The sequence below is a fragment of the Streptomyces sp. NBC_00090 genome (assembly GCF_045160815.1).
GTDB lineage: Bacteria > Actinomycetota > Actinomycetes > Streptomycetales > Streptomycetaceae > Streptomyces.
Genome location: NZ_CP108224.1, coordinates 694,234 through 710,816, shown reverse-complemented (window position 1 = coordinate 710,816; position 16,583 = coordinate 694,234). Strand labels below are relative to the sequence as shown.

Annotated in this window: 17 protein-coding genes; 8 read left to right on the top strand and 9 right to left on the bottom strand. The window is 72.5% G+C overall.

All coding sequences use genetic code 11. From position 1 onward, the window contains the following. Nucleotides 1-7: 7 nt before the first annotated feature. From OG361_RS03175 to OG361_RS03165, 3 genes are read right to left on the bottom strand one after another with little or no spacing between them, the layout of a single operon-like run. Nucleotides 8-892 carry a 3-hydroxyacyl-CoA dehydrogenase NAD-binding domain-containing protein gene (locus OG361_RS03175; protein ID WP_405851740.1) on the bottom strand — a complete coding sequence of 295 codons (885 nt, stop codon included), beginning with the start codon at nt 890-892 and terminating at the stop codon, nt 8-10. Further along, entirely contained in the window at nt 889-2,865 is a 1,977-nt protein-coding gene (locus tag OG361_RS03170) for an acetoacetate--CoA ligase (RefSeq protein WP_405851739.1), read from the bottom strand. The genes OG361_RS03175 and OG361_RS03170 overlap by 4 nt, the downstream gene beginning before the upstream one ends. Beyond that, the gene (locus OG361_RS03165; RefSeq protein ID WP_405851738.1) at nt 2,862-3,626 is read right to left on the bottom strand and encodes a crotonase/enoyl-CoA hydratase family protein; all 765 of its coding nucleotides are present in this window, start codon (nt 3,624-3,626) and stop codon (nt 2,862-2,864) included. Before OG361_RS03165 ends, OG361_RS03170 begins: the two co-directional genes overlap by 4 nt. A 108-nt stretch (nt 3,627-3,734) precedes the next feature. On the opposite strand from OG361_RS03165, the gene OG361_RS03160 reads away from it, so the two are divergent. Further along, nucleotides 3,735-4,160: a MarR family winged helix-turn-helix transcriptional regulator gene (locus OG361_RS03160; RefSeq protein WP_405851737.1), complete on the top strand. Its 426-nt coding sequence runs from the start codon at nt 3,735-3,737 to the stop codon at nt 4,158-4,160. A gap of 80 nt (nt 4,161-4,240) precedes the next feature. Here OG361_RS03160 and OG361_RS03155 read toward each other — a convergent pair whose 3' ends face one another. From OG361_RS03155 to OG361_RS03145, 3 genes are all read right to left on the bottom strand, one after another. After that, entirely contained in the window at nt 4,241-4,678 is a 438-nt protein-coding gene (locus OG361_RS03155; protein WP_405851736.1) for a nitroreductase family deazaflavin-dependent oxidoreductase, read from the bottom strand. A gap of 87 nt (nt 4,679-4,765) precedes the next feature. Continuing rightward, nucleotides 4,766-5,701 (bottom strand): LysR family transcriptional regulator, encoded by a 936-nt coding sequence (locus tag OG361_RS03150; protein ID WP_405851735.1) that lies wholly within the window; start codon nt 5,699-5,701, stop codon nt 4,766-4,768. A 36-nt stretch (nt 5,702-5,737) separates the two neighbouring features. Beyond that, a complete protein-coding gene (locus tag OG361_RS03145) occupies nt 5,738-5,860 on the bottom strand; it encodes a hypothetical protein (RefSeq protein WP_405862714.1) in 123 nt (40 codons plus the stop codon). Nucleotides 5,861-6,245: 385 nt separating this feature from the next. On the opposite strand from OG361_RS03145, the gene OG361_RS03140 reads away from it, so the two are divergent. The 3 genes from OG361_RS03140 to OG361_RS03130 are packed head-to-tail and all read left to right on the top strand — an operon-like array spanning nt 6,246 to nt 8,337. After that, nucleotides 6,246-6,842: a hypothetical protein gene (locus OG361_RS03140; protein WP_405851734.1), complete on the top strand. Its 597-nt coding sequence runs from the start codon at nt 6,246-6,248 to the stop codon at nt 6,840-6,842. After that, nucleotides 6,836-7,600, top strand: a complete 765-nt coding sequence (locus OG361_RS03135; RefSeq protein ID WP_405851733.1) for a hypothetical protein — start codon at nt 6,836-6,838, stop codon at nt 7,598-7,600. Before OG361_RS03140 ends, OG361_RS03135 begins: the two co-directional genes overlap by 7 nt. A gap of 50 nt (nt 7,601-7,650) precedes the next feature. Further along, a complete protein-coding gene (locus OG361_RS03130) occupies nt 7,651-8,337 on the top strand; it encodes an FUSC family protein (RefSeq protein ID WP_405851732.1) in 687 nt (228 codons plus the stop codon). Here the strand turns inward: OG361_RS03130 and OG361_RS03125 are convergent. Next, the gene (locus OG361_RS03125; protein WP_405851731.1) at nt 8,315-10,627 is read right to left on the bottom strand and encodes an FdhF/YdeP family oxidoreductase; all 2,313 of its coding nucleotides are present in this window, start codon (nt 10,625-10,627) and stop codon (nt 8,315-8,317) included. The genes OG361_RS03130 and OG361_RS03125 overlap by 23 nt on opposite strands. A 205-nt stretch (nt 10,628-10,832) precedes the next feature. Between OG361_RS03125 and OG361_RS03120 the strand changes: the two genes are divergently transcribed. From OG361_RS03120 to OG361_RS03110, 3 genes are read left to right on the top strand one after another with little or no spacing between them, the layout of a single operon-like run. Beyond that, on the top strand, nt 10,833-11,963 hold the full coding sequence (locus tag OG361_RS03120) for a Dyp-type peroxidase (protein ID WP_405851730.1): 1,131 nt from the start codon (nt 10,833-10,835) through the stop codon (nt 11,961-11,963). Further along, the gene (locus tag OG361_RS03115) at nt 11,960-12,775 is read left to right on the top strand and encodes a family 1 encapsulin nanocompartment shell protein (protein ID WP_405851729.1); all 816 of its coding nucleotides are present in this window, start codon (nt 11,960-11,962) and stop codon (nt 12,773-12,775) included. Before OG361_RS03120 ends, OG361_RS03115 begins: the two co-directional genes overlap by 4 nt. Nucleotides 12,776-12,778: 3 nt before the next feature. Next, nucleotides 12,779-13,414 carry a DUF1345 domain-containing protein gene (locus OG361_RS03110; protein ID WP_405851728.1) on the top strand — a complete coding sequence of 212 codons (636 nt, stop codon included), beginning with the start codon at nt 12,779-12,781 and terminating at the stop codon, nt 13,412-13,414. Between the two features lie 66 nt (nt 13,415-13,480). Here OG361_RS03110 and OG361_RS03105 read toward each other — a convergent pair whose 3' ends face one another. Beyond that, nucleotides 13,481-13,945 carry a GreA/GreB family elongation factor gene (locus OG361_RS03105; protein ID WP_405851726.1) on the bottom strand — a complete coding sequence of 155 codons (465 nt, stop codon included), beginning with the start codon at nt 13,943-13,945 and terminating at the stop codon, nt 13,481-13,483. Nucleotides 13,946-14,063: 118 nt separating this feature from the next. Next, a complete protein-coding gene (locus OG361_RS03100) occupies nt 14,064-14,657 on the bottom strand; it encodes a TetR/AcrR family transcriptional regulator (RefSeq protein ID WP_405851725.1) in 594 nt (197 codons plus the stop codon). A gap of 74 nt (nt 14,658-14,731) precedes the next feature. Here OG361_RS03100 and OG361_RS03095 point away from each other — a divergent pair, with 74 nt between their 5' ends. After that, nucleotides 14,732-16,555 carry an ABC transporter ATP-binding protein gene (locus OG361_RS03095; protein ID WP_405851724.1) on the top strand — a complete coding sequence of 608 codons (1,824 nt, stop codon included), beginning with the start codon at nt 14,732-14,734 and terminating at the stop codon, nt 16,553-16,555. Nucleotides 16,556-16,583: the final 28 nt, after the last annotated feature.

The window sequence follows — 16,583 nt, the reverse complement described above, 5'->3', positions numbered from 1 at the left end:
GGGGTGCTCACAGGTGGTCGGTCCGGTTCTTGGCGTCGAGGAGGAGGGAGAGGAGCGCGTCGCGTTCGGCGACGAGATCGGCCTCCGCGGTCCCGGCCAGCTCGGCGGCGACGCCCTCGGTGATCTTGCGGGTCAGCTCGGGAGTGAGGCTCGGCGCGCCGAGGTCGGCCCACCACTCCTCCATGGGCGGGCCGAGGTGTTCCAGGACGTGCGCGATGCCGCCGGCCCCGCCCGAGAGGTGCTGGTTGAGGAAGGGCCCGAGCAGTGCCCAGCGCAGGCCCGGCCCGTGGGCGATGGCCGCGTCGATGTCGGCGACGGTGGCCGCGCCCCGGTCGACGAGGGAGTACGCCTCGCGCCACAGCGCGGCCTGGAGCCGGTTCGCGACATGGCCGGGCAGCTCCTGGCGCAGCCGGATCGGACGTCTGCCGAGGGCGCGGTAGAAGGCCATGGCGCCCTCGACGGCGGACTCGTCCGTCCGTTCGCCCGGTACGACCTCGACGAGCGGAATGAGGTGCGGCGGGTTGAACGGATGGCCCACCAGGACCCGTTCGGGATGGGCGGCGCAGGCCCGCTGGATCCGGGACGGCGGCAGCCCGGAGGAGCTGCTCGCCAGGATCGTGCCCGGCGGGGCGGCGGCGTCGAGGACGGCGAAGACCCCGTCCTTCAGCTCGGGGCGCTCGGGGCCGTTCTCCTGGACGAAGCCGGCGTCCGCGACGGCCTCGGCGAGGTCCGCGGTGAACGTCAGCCGGGCCTGGTCGGCGGTGACCGCTGCCCGGAGCCGGGACTCCGCGCCGGGCGCGGGGTCGGTCGCGACGACCTCGTGCCCGTACTCCAGGAAGAGCGTGGTCCAGGAGGCCCCGATGACCCCGGTCCCGACGACGGCGACCCTCATGACGCGCTCCGCCGCTCCGTGTCCGCGCCGCGCCCGGCCGCGTACGCGACGAAGGTGTCCAGCGCGCGCGGGTCGGCGAGGACGTCGGTGCTCGCGACGGACTCGGGCGGCGCGCCGAGGAGGATCCGCTTGACCGGGACCTCCAGCTTCTTGCCGGTCCGGTTGCGCGGGACGGCCGGTACCCGCTCGATGACGTCCGGGACGTGCCGCGGCGACAGCGCCGACCGCAGCGCGCGGGCGATCCTCGTACGGAGGGCGTCGTCCAGCCCGGCGGGGCACGCCACGAAGAGCAGCAGCTCGCCGTTGCCGCCCTCGGGGTCCTCGATGTGGACGACGAGGCTGTCGTCGACCTCCGGCAGGTCCTCGACGACGGCGTAGAACTCCGCGGTGCCGAGCCGGACCCCGCCCCGGTTGAGCGTGGCGTCGGAGCGCCCGGCGACGACACAGTGGCCCTCGGGCGCGAACCGCACCCAGTCGCCGTGCCGCCACACGCCCGGGTACTCCTCGAAGTAGGCGGCCCGGTAGCGGGAGCCGTCGGTGTCGCCCCAGAAGCCGACGGGCATCGACGGCATCGGCTCGGTGATCACCAGCTCGCCCAGCTCGCCGACGACCCGCTTACCCTCGGCGTCGTAGGCGTACGCGGCGACGCCGAGGCAGGGGCCGGAGATCTCCCCGGCCCGCACGGTCTGGAGCGGGCCGCCCTGGAGGATGCCCGTGCAGACGTCGGTGCCGCCGCAGCCGACGTTCAGGAGCACCCGGTCGCCGAACTGCTCGGCCACCCAGCGGAAACCGTCGGCGGCCAGCGGGCTGCCCGCCGCGCCGAGCTGCCGCAGCCGGGACAGGTCGAACTCCTCGGCCGGCCGGACGCCCGCCTTGCGGCAGGCCATCAGGTAGCCGGGGCTGACGCCCATGAGCGTCGCCCCCGTCTCCTCGGCGATCCGCCACTGCTCCCGCAGGTCCGGGTGGACCGGATTGCCGTCGATCATGACGATCGACGCGCGGACGAGCAGCGCAGAGACCAGGGTGTTCCAGAGCATCCAGGCGGTCGTGCTGAACCAGAGCATCCGGTCGCCCGGCCTCAGGTCCCAGCTCAGCGCGTTGTTCTTCAGGTGCTCCAGGAGGATCCCGCCGTGCCGGTGGACGATCGCCTTGGGGATGCCGGTGGTGCCGGAGGAGAACAGTACGAACAGCGGATGGTCGAAGGGCACGGGCTCGAAGGCCGGCTCCGCCGGCTCGGCGAGCAGCTCCGCCCAGCCCATCGCGTCGGGCAGGGTGTTCGAGCCGTAGGGGACGTGGACGACCCGCTCCACGGTGGGGAGCTGGGAGACGATCTCCGCCACCTCGGTACGGCGGTCGACGTCCCGCTCCCCGTAGCGGTAGCCGGCGACGGTGAGCAGCACCTTCGGTTCGAGTTGGGCGAACCGGTCGACCACGCTGCGCGGGCCGAACTCCGGTGCGCAGGCCGCCCAGACCGCCCCGATGCTCGCGGTGGCGAGGAAGGCCACGAGCGTCTCGGGGATGTTCGGCAGATAGGCGACGACCCGGTCGCCCTTTTGTACACCGAGGCGCAGGAGCCCGGCGCGGGCCCGGGCGACCCGGTCGCGGAGCTCGCCGAAGGTCAGCTCGATCGGCGCCCTGGTCTGGGAGTGGGCCACGACCGCGACGGCGGCGTCGTCGTCGGACCCCTCGCGCCCGAGGGCGTGCTCGGCGTAGTTGAGGGTCGCGCCGGGGAACCACTCCGTGTCCGGCATCGACCTGCGTCCCAGGGCGGCCGTGGGCGCGGTGTGCGGGCGGACGTCGAAGAACTCCCAGATCGAGGACCAGAAGCCCGCCAGGTCGGTGACGGACCACTGCCACAGGCTGTCGTAGTCCGGGAACGACAGCCGCCGCTCCTTCTCCAGCCAGCCGAGGTAGCGCCCGATCTCCGACTCGTCCCTGACCCGCGGTCCCGGGGTGCTGAGGATCTCGTTCATCGGGCGACCTTTCCGGCGCGGCCGTCGAGGAACGCCCGCATCCTGTGCTGGGCGTCGTCGCTGCCGGCGGCGACGGCCGCCATGAGCGATTCGAGCAGGAGGCCGCCCGCGGGCGAGGCCTCGGCGATGCGGGGGAGTGCCCGGAGGACGGCGAAGTTGGTCAGCGGGGCGTTGGCCGCGATCCGCTCCGCGAGCTCCATGGCCTTGGCGAGCGCTCCGCCCTCGTCGGTCAGGTAGTGCGAGAGCCCGATCGCCTGGCCCTCGGCGGCGTCGTGGACGCGGCCGGTGAGCATCATGTCCGCCATCCGGTGCGCGCCGATCAGCCGGGGTATCCGGACCGAGCCGCCGCCGCCGACGAACAGCCCGCGCTGCCCCTCGGGCAGCGCGTAGAACGTGGACGGCTCGGCGACCCGGAGGTGCGCGGCGGCCGCCAGCTCCAGACCGCCGCCGATCACCGCACCCTTCAGCGCGGCCACCACGGGGACCCGTCCGCCCTCGATCGTGTCGAAGACGCGGTGCCACATGAGCGAGTGCTCCAGGGCCTCCTCGGTGGACCGCTCGGTCAGCTCGCCGAGGTCGAGCCCGGCCGAGAAGTGGTCGCCCTCGGCGTCCAGGACGACGGCCCGGACGTCGGGTCCCGGACCGCGGAAGAACTCCTCGATGCGCAGCACCGTGGCGTCGTCGAGGGCGTTGCGCTTGGCCGGCCGTCGGAGTGTCAGGACCGCCACTCCGTCGCGGCGGTCGATCGAAAGCGTGCTCAAGAAGGGCTCCTCAATCATCAGGAATCCTGAGTATCGGAGGACGCCCCGCCGCCGGGCAAGGGGTTGCGCTAGAATTTTCGACAGGATTCCTGATGATGGGGAGGGGAAGTGACGGAAGCCGCTCTGCCGTCCCTGCTGTACTCGGTGAAGCAGGTCGAGCTGGCCACCCGGGCCCGGCTCGACGAGCTGCTCAAACCATCGGGCGTCACCGCCCTCCAGTACACGGCGCTGACCGTGCTCGAACGCCGGGACGGCATGTCCTCGGCGGAGCTCGCCCGCAACTCCTTCGTCACGCCCCAGTCGATGTCCGACCTGGTCGGCGCGCTGGAACGGCGCGGCCTCATCACCAGGTCCCCGGACCCGGCGAGCCGACGGCGCCACGTCATCAGCCTCACGGACGAGGGCCGCGCCCTGCTCGCCCTCCACGCCCCGGCCGTCGAGGCCCTGGAGGGTGAGATGCTCGCGGGCTTCACGACCCGCGAGCGCAACGCCTTCCGCGACTACCTCAACCGCTCTCGCGCGGCGCTCGGCTGACGCGGCCCCGGTCGGCCGGGGCGTAGCCGCGCCCGCCGGACACCCCCGAGGGCCTGTCCGGCGGATCGGGGCCGGACACCCTAGCTGATGCGCTCGACCACGAAGACCGGGATCTCGCGGTCCGTCTTGCGCTGGTAGTCCGCGTAGTCGGCGAAGGCCTCGACGGCCCGCTCCCACCACGCCTGCCGCTCCTCGCCCGTGACCAGCCGGGCCTTCATGTCCCACGTCCGCGGGCCGTCGCGCAGCTCGACCAGGGGTGTGGCGACCAGATTGTGGTACCAGACGGGGTGCTTCACCGCCCCGCCGTTCGACGCCACGAGCGCGTACGCCCCCTCGTGCTCCACGCGCATGAGCGGCGTCTTGCGGAGCTTGCCGCTCCGCGCCCCGACGTTCGTCACCAGGACGACGGGCAGGCCCCGCATCGTCGTGCCCTTCGTGCCGCCGGACGACTCGTACAGCTCGACCTGGTTGCGTACCCACGTCGACGGGCTGGGCTCGTACTCACCTTCGAGGGGCATGGCTGTCCTTTCGTGTGCGCCGGCCGGCACCGGACACCGGCTCCGTTCGCTCCCACGACGCTATCCGACCCCCCCGCTCGCGGTCCCCTACAGGGGCCCCGGCGCCGGATCTCCCGGAAGGCGTTCCAGGGCCGCGGCGACATCCGTGCCGCGGGCGACCTCCGTGAGGGCGCGGGCCATGACCGAGCCCGGGTCCCGGGCGACGGTCACCAGACCGACCGGCACCGTGCGGGAGGGCTCGACCAGCGGCACCGCCCGCATCCCGTGCGGCACGCCGAAGACGTGCAGCCAGGTGTGCGGCACGATGCCGGCCCACCGGCCCGTCCGGACGTGGGCGAAGAGGGCCGCCACCGAATCGGTCTCGACCCGGGGCGAGGGCCGCACCCCGACCTCGGCGAACACCTCGTCCAGCACCTGACGCCCCTGCATGGCGCCGGTGAGCAGACAGAGCGGCAGCCGCGAGGCCTCCGCCCAGGTCGCCGTCGTCCGGTGGACGAGGCTGTCGGCGGCGCCGGTCAGCAGCACGTACCGCTCCTCGTACAGCGGGACCGACCGGAAGCCCTCGGAGAGACCCTTGTGGAGATAGGTGATCCCGGCGTCGATCTCGAAGCTCCGCAGCTGGCGGAGCACGTCCCCGGACCGGAGGTCCGCTCTCACCTCCACCGTGACCAGCGGGTGCGCCAGACAGAACGGGGCGGTCAGCTGGGCGACGGCCCCGGACGCGGTCGGGACGGAGCCGATCCGCATCGTGCCGCTCAGCCCGCTGCGCAGGGCGCCGACCTCGCTCTTGAGGGCGTCCCGATCGGCGAGGATCCGCTGCGCCCACACCACGATGCGCTCGCCCTCGGGCGTGAGGCCCTCGTACTTGCGGCCGCGCAGCACCAGCGGGACGTCCAGCTCCTCCTCCAGCTTCCGGACGGCCTCGGAGAGCGCGGGCTGGGAGACGTGGCAGGCCTGGGCGGCGCGGGCGAAGTGACGCTCCCGGTCCAGGGCCACCAGGTATTCGAGTTGACGGAACAGCACCTCACGGGTGTACCGGACCGCCCGCCGTAACGCCAATCAGCGCGGGGACGTCTGGCCGAGCGAGTACTCCAGCGCGTGCGTCACGGCGGGCAGGCCCGTCGCCCACGTCTTCGGCGCGGTGACCTTCGGATCGTCGCTCGGATCCTCGATGTCGGTCATGTTCCGGTCCGCCTCTTTCCGAATTTTCGGCTCGCACTGCGGCGGCAGCTTCGCGAGATTTCCCGGGGAATGTCAAAGAGGTGTTTCCGATGAGGTGACAGGCGTGGCCTATCGATGTGTCGCACCGCTGTGTACAGGGGTTCTGTGGTCGGATAGGCGCCGCCGATGACGTCATCGTGAATCCCTCTTTGACTTCCTCCGGGAAATTTCCGAAGGTGATCGACGGGTGATTGTTCCGGTTTCGCCGACCGTCAGGAAAGGCGGTGAATTCCGGCGACCGCACGGCTTCGGCCGCGTGCACACGGACCTGAGAGTGTCCCTCACCGACCGCTGCAACCTGCGCTGTACGTACTGCATGCCCGACCCGAGGAGAAAGGGGAGCCGGATGCACCAGATGCGTCAATGGATCGCCGCGGCCGAGGCCGAACTGGACATCGAACTCGCCCTCGACGGGCTGCGCGGCACCGCACCTGTGACCAGGGCGGCGGACACGCCACGGCCCGTGCCCGGGACCGGTGGGGGATCGGCGGTGCACGCCGTGGCGTGGGAACAGGCCCGCGTCCGCGCCCGTGACAGCGCCGGACGACCGCTGCCCGTCGTCGTCCGCGACCTCGACGCGGCTCTGGGTCACGCCCTCGCCGCACCGCTGACCGCACTCACCGACCTGCCGCCGTTCGACACCTCCGCCATGGACGGCTGGGTCGTCGCGGGCCAGCCGTACCGGACGACCGTCGTCGCGGCACTGCCCGGGCACGCACACGACACCCGGCTGCTTCCGGTGCGCCGCGTGGGGCACGAGGTGGCTCCGCTCCCGTTCGGCGGACCGGCGATGCTGCGCGGTCTCGCGCTCGTCGACGGCCTCGCGGTGGTCCCGCCCGGCGGCGTGCCGGCCGGGGCCGATGTCGAGGTCCTGGAGGTACCGGGGCAGCGAGCACGAGAGACCTTCGCGGACGGCGCGGAGGAGTGGGTCGGCGCGTGCTGAACGGGTGGCGTCGTACGGCGACCCGTGCGCGGAGCGCGCTCTCCCCGCGCGGGGCGCTCGCCCTGCAGAGCGTGGACGGCGCCCTGTCCTTCGCACTGCGGGCCGCCCTCGCCATGGCGCTGCCCGCTCTGCCGATGGCCCTGGCGGGGCGGGCCGACCAGGCCGTCTACGCGATGCTGGGCTCCTTCACGACGACGTTCGGCCGCAACCTGCCCTACGCGCGGCGCGCCCGCGTGCTCGCACTGGTCGCGGTGGCCATGACCGCGTGTGTGGGCGGCGGTTCGGCGCTCGCCGCGTGGGCCGATCCGGCCGACGGGGGAGCGGGCGCCGCCGTGGTCGTCGCGGCGACCGCCGTGGTGGCGGGGCTCGCCAAACTCGCCTGTGACGCGGCACGCCTGAGCGGTCTCGGCGCGGTGCTGCTGCTCTTCTCCTTCGCCGTGGCGGCCAACGGCTCACCGGCCACGGCCGACATCCTTCCCCACACCGCCCTGGCCGCGTCGGGCGCGGCCGTGGCCTGGGTGCTCGCCGTGTCCGGCTGGTTCGTCCACCCGGACCGGCCGCAGCGCCTCGCCGTGGCCGCGGCGCTGCGCGAGCTCGCGGATCTCCTGAACACCGGCGCGGGTGAGGCGGGCGGCGCGCCACCGATCCGCGCGCCACCGATCCGCGCGCCACCGATCCGCGCGCCACCGATCCGCACGCCCCCGAGCCGCGCGCCGCAGAGCTACGCGCGACCGAACTGCGCGCCGGCGAGCTGCTGACGGGCCGGCGCCCCGGTCACGCCGCGGTCCTGCTCGTCCCCGCCCTGCGGATGGTCCTCGGCACCGGGCTCGCGGGCGGCGCGGCCCTGCTGCTGGGCCTCGGCCACGGCTACTGGGCGGCCGTCTCCGCCGCCGCGGTCCTGCACTCGATCAACGTCCGCACGGCCACACAGCGCGCCGTCCAGCGCACCTTGGGTACGGTCGCCGGCCTCGGGATCGCACTCGGCGTGCTGGCCGCGCACCCCGAACCCGTGGCGCTCGTCCTGGTGATCGTGCTCCTGGAGTTCCTGCTGGAGTACGTCGTCGCCCGCAACTACGGTCTCGGCGTCGTCTTCCTCACTCCGCTCGCCCTGCTGCTGACCGACCTGGCCACTCCCTCCACGGCCGAAGCGCTCGTCCAGGACCGGGCGCTGAGCAGCGTCCTCGGTATGGGCATCGCCCTGGCCTGCGCGCTGCTCGTGGTCCACGACCGCGCGGCGGTCCGCGCGGACCGGGCCCTGGCCGCGTGCACGGAGGCGGCCGAGCGGGCCGAACAGGCCCTGGCCGACGGCCGGGAAGCGTCGTTCCCGCTCGTCCAGACGCGTCTGGCGGCGGCCGTGGTGGAGCTGCGCGAGGCCGACGACGCCGCGGCCGGCGAGCTCTGGCCGGCGGAGATGGACCCGACCGAGCTCGCCGCCGCGGAGCAGCGCGCGTACCTGCTCCTGGAACGTCTCGTCAGGCCGCCGGGGCGATGGTGACCTTGACGTGCTTCATGATCGGCTGGTCGCTCTGGGTGCTGAAGTCGCCGAGCGCGCACAGCACGTTCATCTCCGGCATGTAGCCGGCCGCGCAGCCCCGGGGGATGTCGTACGGGATGGCGAGGTAGCCGTTGAGGAACCTCTGGCTGCCGTCCTTCGCGGTGCTCGTGATGTCGACGGGGCCGAGGTCGGGGATGCCGCGTTCGCGCATGTCGGCCCGGTTCATGAAGACCAGCGTGCGGAGGTTCTTGATACCCCGGTAGCGGTCGTTGTCGGAGTAGATCGTGGTGTTCCACTGGTCGTGGGAGCGCATGGTGCCCAGTGCGAGGGTGCCGGGGGCGGGGACGACGTCGGGCAGCGCCGCCGAGGAGAACTCGGCCCGGCCGGACGGGGTGAGGAAGATCAGTTCCCTGGCCGGCTGCTTGATGCGGAAGCCGAGCGGCAGACGTACGCGCCGGTTGAAGTCCTCGAAACCGTCGAGGGCCCGGGCCATCGTGTCGCGGATCCGGTCGTAGTCCTCGATGTACCACTCCCAGGGCGTCTCGCTGTCGGGCAGCGCGGCGCGGGCCATGCCGGCGACGATCGCCGGTTCGGAGAGCAGGTGCGGTGAGGCGGGGCGCTTCATGCCGACGGAGAGGTGGACCATGCTCATCGAGTCCTCGACGGAGGTGCTCTGGACGCCCTTGCGCTGGTGGTCCTTCTCGGTCCGGCCGAGGCACGGCAGGATCAGGGCCTTCCGGCCGTGGACGACGTGGCTGCGGTTCAGCTTGGTGCTCACCTGCACGGTGAGGTCGCAGTTGCGCAGCGCCGCGTAGGTGTACGGGGTGTCCGGCGCCGCGAGGGCGAAGTTGCCGCCCATGCCGACGAACACCGTGATGTCGCCGCGGTGCATCGCCGGGATCGTCCGGACGGTGTCCAGGCCGTGTTCGCGGGGCGGCTCGATCTTGCAGACCTCGGCCAGGCGGTCCAGGAACGCGTCGCCGGGACGGTGGTCGATCCCGCAGGTGCGGTTGCCCTGGACGTTGCTGTGCCCGCGTACGGGGGAGGGGCCCGCTCCCTCCCGGCCCAGATTGCCGCGCAGCAGGAGCAGGTTGACGATCTCCCGGACGGTGTCGACACCGTGCTCGTGCTGGGTCACGCCCAGACACCAGCTGACGATGGAGCGGTCGGCCTCTCCGTACACGCGCGCCGCCGCGAGGATGTCGGCGCGGCTCAGCCCGGACTGCCGCTCCAGCTCCTCCCACGGCGTGGCCTCGCACAGCGCGCGGTACTCGTCGAAGCCGGCCGTGTGACGGTCGATGAACTCCCGGTCCAGCGCCTTGGGATCCGTCTCCGACTGCTCCAGGATCGCCTTGGACATGCCGCGCAGCAGCGCCATGTCGCCGCCGATGCGCGGCTGGACGTTCAGGGTGCTCGTCTTCGTCGTCTTGAAGAGGGCCATGTCGAGGAAGTCGTGGGGCACGATCGTGCGGGTGGCCGCCGCCTCGACGAGCGGATTGACGTGCACGATCTTCGCGCCCCGGTGGTGCGCCTCCGCGAGGGCGGTGAGCATCCGGGGCGCGTTCGAGGCGGCGTTGACCCCCAGGATGAAGAGCGCGTCGGCGGACTCCCAGTCCTTGAGGTCGACGGTCCCCTTGCCCGTGCCGAGGGAAGCCTGGAGGGCGCGGCCACTCGCTTCGTGGCACATGTTGGAGCAGTCCGGCAGGTTGTTCGTGCCCAGTTCCCGGGCCATCAGCTGGTAGAGGAACGTCGCCTCGTTGCCGAGCCGGCCGGAGGTGTAGAAGGACGCCCGATGCGGGCTGTCCAGCTCGCGCAGCGCGCGGCCGACCACCTCGAAGGCGTCCTTCCAGCTGATCGGGACGTAGTGGTCCGTCTCGGGGTCGTAGACCATCGGCTCGGTCAGCCGGCCCTGGTTCTCCAGGTCGTAGTCGCTCCACCCGGCCAGCTCGGTCACCGAGTGGGCGGCGAAGAACTCGCGCCCGACCCGCTTGCGGGTCATCTCCCAGGTGACGTGCTTGATGCCGTTCTCGCAGATGTCGAGGTGGAGGCCCTTGGTGTCGTCCGGCCACGCGCATCCGGGACAGTCGAACCCGGTGTTCTCGTGGTTCATCTTCATGATCGCGCGCGGGCCGTCCACCAGCGCGCCCTCGGCTACGAGGAAGCGCGTCACGCTCTTGGCGGCGCCCCAGCCCGCCGCGGGATGGTGGTACGGGCGGAACGCCGGTTCGCCCTCGGGAGTGGGACCCACGCGGGCTTCGGGACGCTCCTGGTCGTCGCTGTCGGCGCTCACGACACTCCACCTTCCGGCGTTCGGGCACGGGAGACGAAACGGCTCCCTCGGGCAGGCTAGATCCGGCCCTCGACGCCTGCCACTCGACCGTCCCGGCCGCCGCAGGGCCCCGGATCGGCTCAGGCCGGGCGCGTGATCGCACACGCGGATACCCTGACACCGTCCTCTTTGTCGCTTATGTGCATCAGTGCTCGACGGGAGTCACATGGTCGTCGCCCAGTCCCTCGTCGCCCAGTCCGGGGTCGCCCAGGCCGTGGTCACGCCGCCCACCCGGGCCGGGGCGGCCGTCTTCCTGGTGGTCACCGTGGCCCCCGGCGCCGAGGCGGCCGTCCGGGCGGGGCTCCAGGACCTGGCGGGTCTGACCCGCTCGGTGGCGTTCCGTTCCCCCGAGTCCGGGCTCACCTGCGTCGTCGGCCTGGGATCGGATGCCTGGGACCGGCTGGTCGGCGATCCCCGCCCGCGCGACCTGCACCCCTTCCCACCGCTGCACGGCCCCCGCCACCACGCCCCGGCCACCCCGGGCGACCTGCTCCTCCATCTGCGCGCCCGGCGCATGGACCTCTGCTTCGAACTGGCCAGGCTGATCCTGGACCGGCTGGGCGGAGCGGTGACGGTCGTCGACGAGGTCCACGGCTTCACGTACTTCGACCAGCGCGACCTGCTCGGCTTCGTCGACGGCAGCGAGAACCCCACGGGCACGGCTGCCGCCGAGGCCGTGCACATCGGCGACGAGGACCCGGAGTTCCGGGGCGGAAGCTACGTCGTCGTGCAGAAGTACGTACACGACATGACCGCCTGGGACTCCCTCACCGTCGAGGAGCAGGAGCACGTCATCGGCCGCACCAAGCAGGCCAACGTCGAACTGCCCGACGAGGTCAAGCCGGCGAACTCGCACGTCGCGCTCAACACGATCACCGACGACGACGGCGTGGAGCAGCAGATCCTGCGCGAGAACATGCCGTTCGGGCGGGTGGGCAGCGGAGAGTTCGGCACGTACTTCATCGGCTACGCCCGCACCCCCGCCGTCACCGAGCGGATGCTCCGCAACATGTTCCTCGGGGATCCCCCGGGCAACACGGACCGCATCCTCGACTTCTCCCGAGCCGTCACCGGCGGTCTCTTCTTCGTGCCGAGCGCCGACCTGCTCGACGACCTCCCCGCCGCCCCCTCCGCCCGGTCCACGGCCGCCGTGAGCCCCGGTGACCAACAGGGCATCGGTGACTCCCAGGCCCCCGGTGATTCCCCGGGCGCCGGGGACTCCCAGGCCCCCGGTGATTCCCCGGGCGTCGGGGACTCCCTGGGCATCGGCAGTCTGAAAGGAGCCCCCGCGTCATGACGACTCCCGACGTGACGAACAACCTGCACCGTGAGCTCGCCCCGATCACCCCCGCGGCCTGGGCGGAGATCGAGGAGGAGGCCCGCCGCACGTTCCGGCGCCATGTCGCGGGCCGCCGCGTCGTCGACGTCCCCGACCCGGCGGGTCCCGGGCTCGCTGCCGTGGGCGTCGGCCATCTGACCGACATCCACCCGCCCGCGCCCGGTGTCTCGGCGCGGCTGCGCGAGGCGCGGCCGATCGTCGAACTGCGGGTGCCGTTCACCGTCTCCCGGGCCGCCGTCGACGACGTCGAGCGCGGCTCCAGGGACTCCGACTGGCAGCCCGTCAAGGACGCGGCCCGCACGATGGCGTACGTCGAGGACAGGACGATCTTCGATGGGTACGGTGCCGCCGGCGTCGACGGGCTGCGCTCCCGGTCCTCCAACCCGGTGCTGCGGCTGCCCGTCGAGCCGCGCGACTATCCCGACGCGGTCAGCCGGGCCCTGACGGCGCTGCGGCTCGTCGGCGTCGACGGGCCGTACGCGCTGCTGCTCGGCGCGGACGAGTACCGGGCGGTCAGCGAGACCTCCGACCACGGGTACCCGATCGCGGCCCACCTGGGCCGGATGCTGGACGGCTCCCCGATCTGGGCGCCCGCCCTCAGCGGCGGCTTCGTCCTCTCCACCCGCGGCGGCGACTTCGAGCTGCTGCTCGGGCAGGACGTGGCGATCGGCTACACGGGTCACGACGCCGACAGCGTCGAGCTGTACTTCCACGAGACGCTGACGTTCCTCGCGTACACCGACGAGGCCGTGGTCGTCCTGGAGGCCTGACCCGTGAACCGCTGGTGGCTCGGAGCCGTTCCCCGGCTCGCCGCATCGGTGTTCCTCGGCGCGGCGGCCGGCACGGCCGTCGGCGGACTGACGCACGCGCCGCTCGGCATCCTCGCCGGCATCGCCACGGCGCAGGCCCTCTTCGTCGTCACGGGATGGTGGGTGCTGTGGCCCATGGACGCCGCCACCACCCATCACAACGTCCGGCGCGAGGAGTTCCGGCCCGTCGTCGAGGAGCTCGCCGTCGTCGGGGCCGCGGTCGGCGGCCTCGTCGGCATCGTCGTGATGCTGCTGGTCGGCAACTCGGACCTGAGCCACGCCGCGGCCGCGACGGCGCTCGGCGGCGTGTTCATGGCCTGGGCGTCGCTCCACCTGATGTACGCCACGCGCTACGCGTACCTCTACTACGCCCTGGAACCCGGCGGCGGGATCGACTTCAACAGCGACGACCCACCGCGGTACAGCGACTTCCTCTACTTCAGCTTCAACCTCGGCATGACCTACCAGGTCTCCGACACGAACGTCTCGACGTCGACGTTCCGTGCGATCGTCCTCCGGCACTGCCTGCTGTCGTACGTCTTCGGAGCCAGCATCCTGGCCACCACGATCAATCTGGTCACCGGGATCGTCACGAACTAGCCGAACTAGCCGAACTGGCCGAACTGGCCGAACTGGCCGAACTGGCGAACCAGCCGACTGGCCGCACTAGCCGAGCGACAGCACGACCGCGGTCGTCCGGCCCGCGGGGGTGTCGTACGTGACGGTGTCGCCGGCGCGGTGGCCGAGCAGCGCGCGGCCGAGCGGGCTGTCGGCGGTGACCATGGTCGCGTCCAGGACCTCGGCGACCTCGCCGATCTGGACGGTCGTCTCCGTGGCGTCGGCGAACCGTACGGTCACACTGCTGCCGACACCGACCACGTCGGTGCTCGGCGGCCCGGCGACGGAGCCCTCGCGCAGCCGGGCCTCGATCTCGGCGATACGGGCGTCCAGCCGCTGGAGGTCGGTGACGCGTTGCAGCTCGTCGGCCTGGTCGGCCCGGTCGCCCGCCTGATCGCCGCCACCGTCCCGCAGGGTCACGGCGACCGTTTCGCGTTCGGTCCGCAGGTCGACGAGCTCCCGCTCGAAGGCGTCGCGGGCGACGGCGCTGAGGGGCTCGGGTCCACCGGTCATCTCTGATCCCGTCGTGCGGGCGGCACGGATGCGTGTCGCAGATCAATTACGGCATTTCGAAGGTATCAGGCAAACCGGTACATCGTTCCGCCGTCCTCGGTCCGCGCTGAGACACCCCTTAGGGAGCGGTGGCCTTCCTCAGGGTGTGCAGGCACAGCGACAGCGAGGTGTGCTTGGGGGTGCCGCGATCGCGGGCCTGGAGCCAGGCCGTGTAGAGCATCGCCCACATGACCTCCTGGAGCCAGGAGACGTCGACCGTGCCGTCGAGGCTACCCTCCTCCTGGCCCCGACGGACGAGGGCAAGGACGGCAAGGTCGGCGGGGGTCTCCTCCTCGATGCCGGACCAGGCGATGAACTGCGGCACGTCGTACAGGAGCATCAGGCGGTCGCCGAGCTCGAAGTACTCCAGGCAGAGCCGCTCCATCGCCTCGGGGGCCGGACCCTCGTCGAGCCGGGCGCGGTCGGTGGCCGCCGCGACCCGTTCGCGGACGTCCGCGCCGATCGCCGCCAGCAGGTCGGAGCGCTCGGGGAAGTAGCGGTGGACCGTGGTGCGCCCCACGCCCGCGGCCTCCGCCACATCGCCGAGGGAGGCGGCGTGATCGGTGGAGAGCAGGGAGACGGCCGCGTCGAGGATCGCGCGTCGGGTGCGGGCGCGGGTGGCGCTCTCGCTGGTGGTGGCCGCGCGGTGCGCGGCGGTGTGCTCGGACCCCATGCGCTCAGGGTAACAGCCAGTGCCGTTTGGGAAAGCATTTGACCGTTGTGGAACACGGGTGTTCCCTTATGGGTATGGCCACTTCCCTCGCCCCCACTCCCCGTGCCCGCACGGCCGCGCCGCGTCTGCGCATCCTGTGGTCGTTCGTCCGCCCGCACCGGCGCACCCTCGTCCAGGGCCTCGGCCTGGCGCTCGTCGCCTCCGCCCTCGGCCTCGCCACGCCCATGGTCACCAAGCAGGTGCTCGACGCGTTCGGCGGCTCCGCGTCGCTGGTGGGCCCCGTGGCGGCCCTCCTCGTGCTGCTCGTGGTCGGCGGCGCCGTCTCCTACCGGCAGTGGACGCTGCTGGGCGCGCTCGGGGAACGGGTGGTGCTGGAGGCCCGCGAGTCGATGGTCCGGCGCTTCCTCCGGGCCACCGTGCCCGGCGTCACCCGGCATCCGACCGGCGAACTCGTCACCCGCGTCACCTCGGACACCGTGCTGCTGCGCGAGGCCGCCGCCGAATCGCTGGTCGGGCTGATCAACGGCGCCGTCATGCTGGTCGGCAGCCTCGTCCTGATGGGCGTCCTCGACCCCGTACTGCTCGCCACCACCGTGGCCGCCGTGGCGCTGATCGGCGTGGCCTTCGCGCTCCTGATGCCTGGCATCGCCAAGGCCCAGCAGCGGGCCCAGGACCATGTGGGGCGGCTCGGCGGTGTCCTCGAAGGCACGCTGCGCGCGATCCGCACCGTCAAGGTCAACCGCGCCGAGGACCGCATGGCCGAGCGGATCATGTCCGACGCGCGCGCCTCGACCGAGCACGGCATCCGCGCCGTCCGCCGCGAGGCGCTGGCCTGGACGACCGCGTGGTCCGGCGTCAACCTGGCGATCATCGCGATCCTCGCCGTCGGCGCCTGGCGGGTCGGCGAGGGGCGGCTGGAGGTGTCCGGCCTGATCGCCTTCCTCCTCTACGCGTTCGCCCTGATGGACCCCGTCACTGAGCTGAGCCACAACGTGACCACGCTGCAGTCCGGCATCGCGGCCGCCGAACGCATCCGGCAGACGGACGCGTTGCCCGTCGAGGGCGAGGCCGCGTCCCCTTCGTCGGCCGAAGACGGCCCGACGACCGGCGAGTTCCACGACGACTCGACGGTCGGCGGGTGCCACGACGGCACGCCGGTGCTGTGGCTGAGGAACGTCACGGCCGCCTACGGGCCGGGCACGGCACCGGCGGTACGGGACGTCGACCTCGCCGTCCCCCGGCGAGGCCATACCGCGATCGTCGGCCCGTCGGGAGCGGGCAAGACCACCCTGCTCTCCCTCGTCCTGCGGTTCCTGGAGCCGACGGCCGGCGAGCTGCTCCTCGACGGCCGGCCGTACCGCGACCACGGCCACGACGAGATCCGGTCGCGTCTCGCCTACGTCGAGCAGGACACCCCGATCGTCCCCGGGACGATCCGTGACAACCTCCTCCTCGCGCGCCCCGAGGCCACCTCGGACGAACTGTGGCGCGTCCTGCGAGACGTCCGGCTCGCCGAGAAGGTCGACACGCTGGACGACGGCCTGGACACGGAGCTGTCCTCGGCGAGCGTGTCGGGCGGGGAGCGCCAGCGCATCGCCCTGGCCCGTGCCCTCCTCGGCACCCCGGACGTGCTGCTGCTCGACGAGGCCACCGCCCAGCTGGACGGCCTGACCGAGGTGGCCGTGCAGGAGTGCGTCCGCTCCCGCGCGAGCACCGGCGCCGTGGTGACGATCGCCCACCGCCTGTCGACGGTGATCGACGCCGACACGATCGTCGTGATGGAGGCCGGACGCGTCCGCGCACAGGGTCGCCACGAGGAGCTGCTGGAGTCGGACACCCTCTACCGCGAGCTGGTGGAGTCCCTGCGTATCGCGGCGGTGGCCGAGGCCGGCGGGTGAGCACCGCGCGGCGGCGGGCCACGGGGCG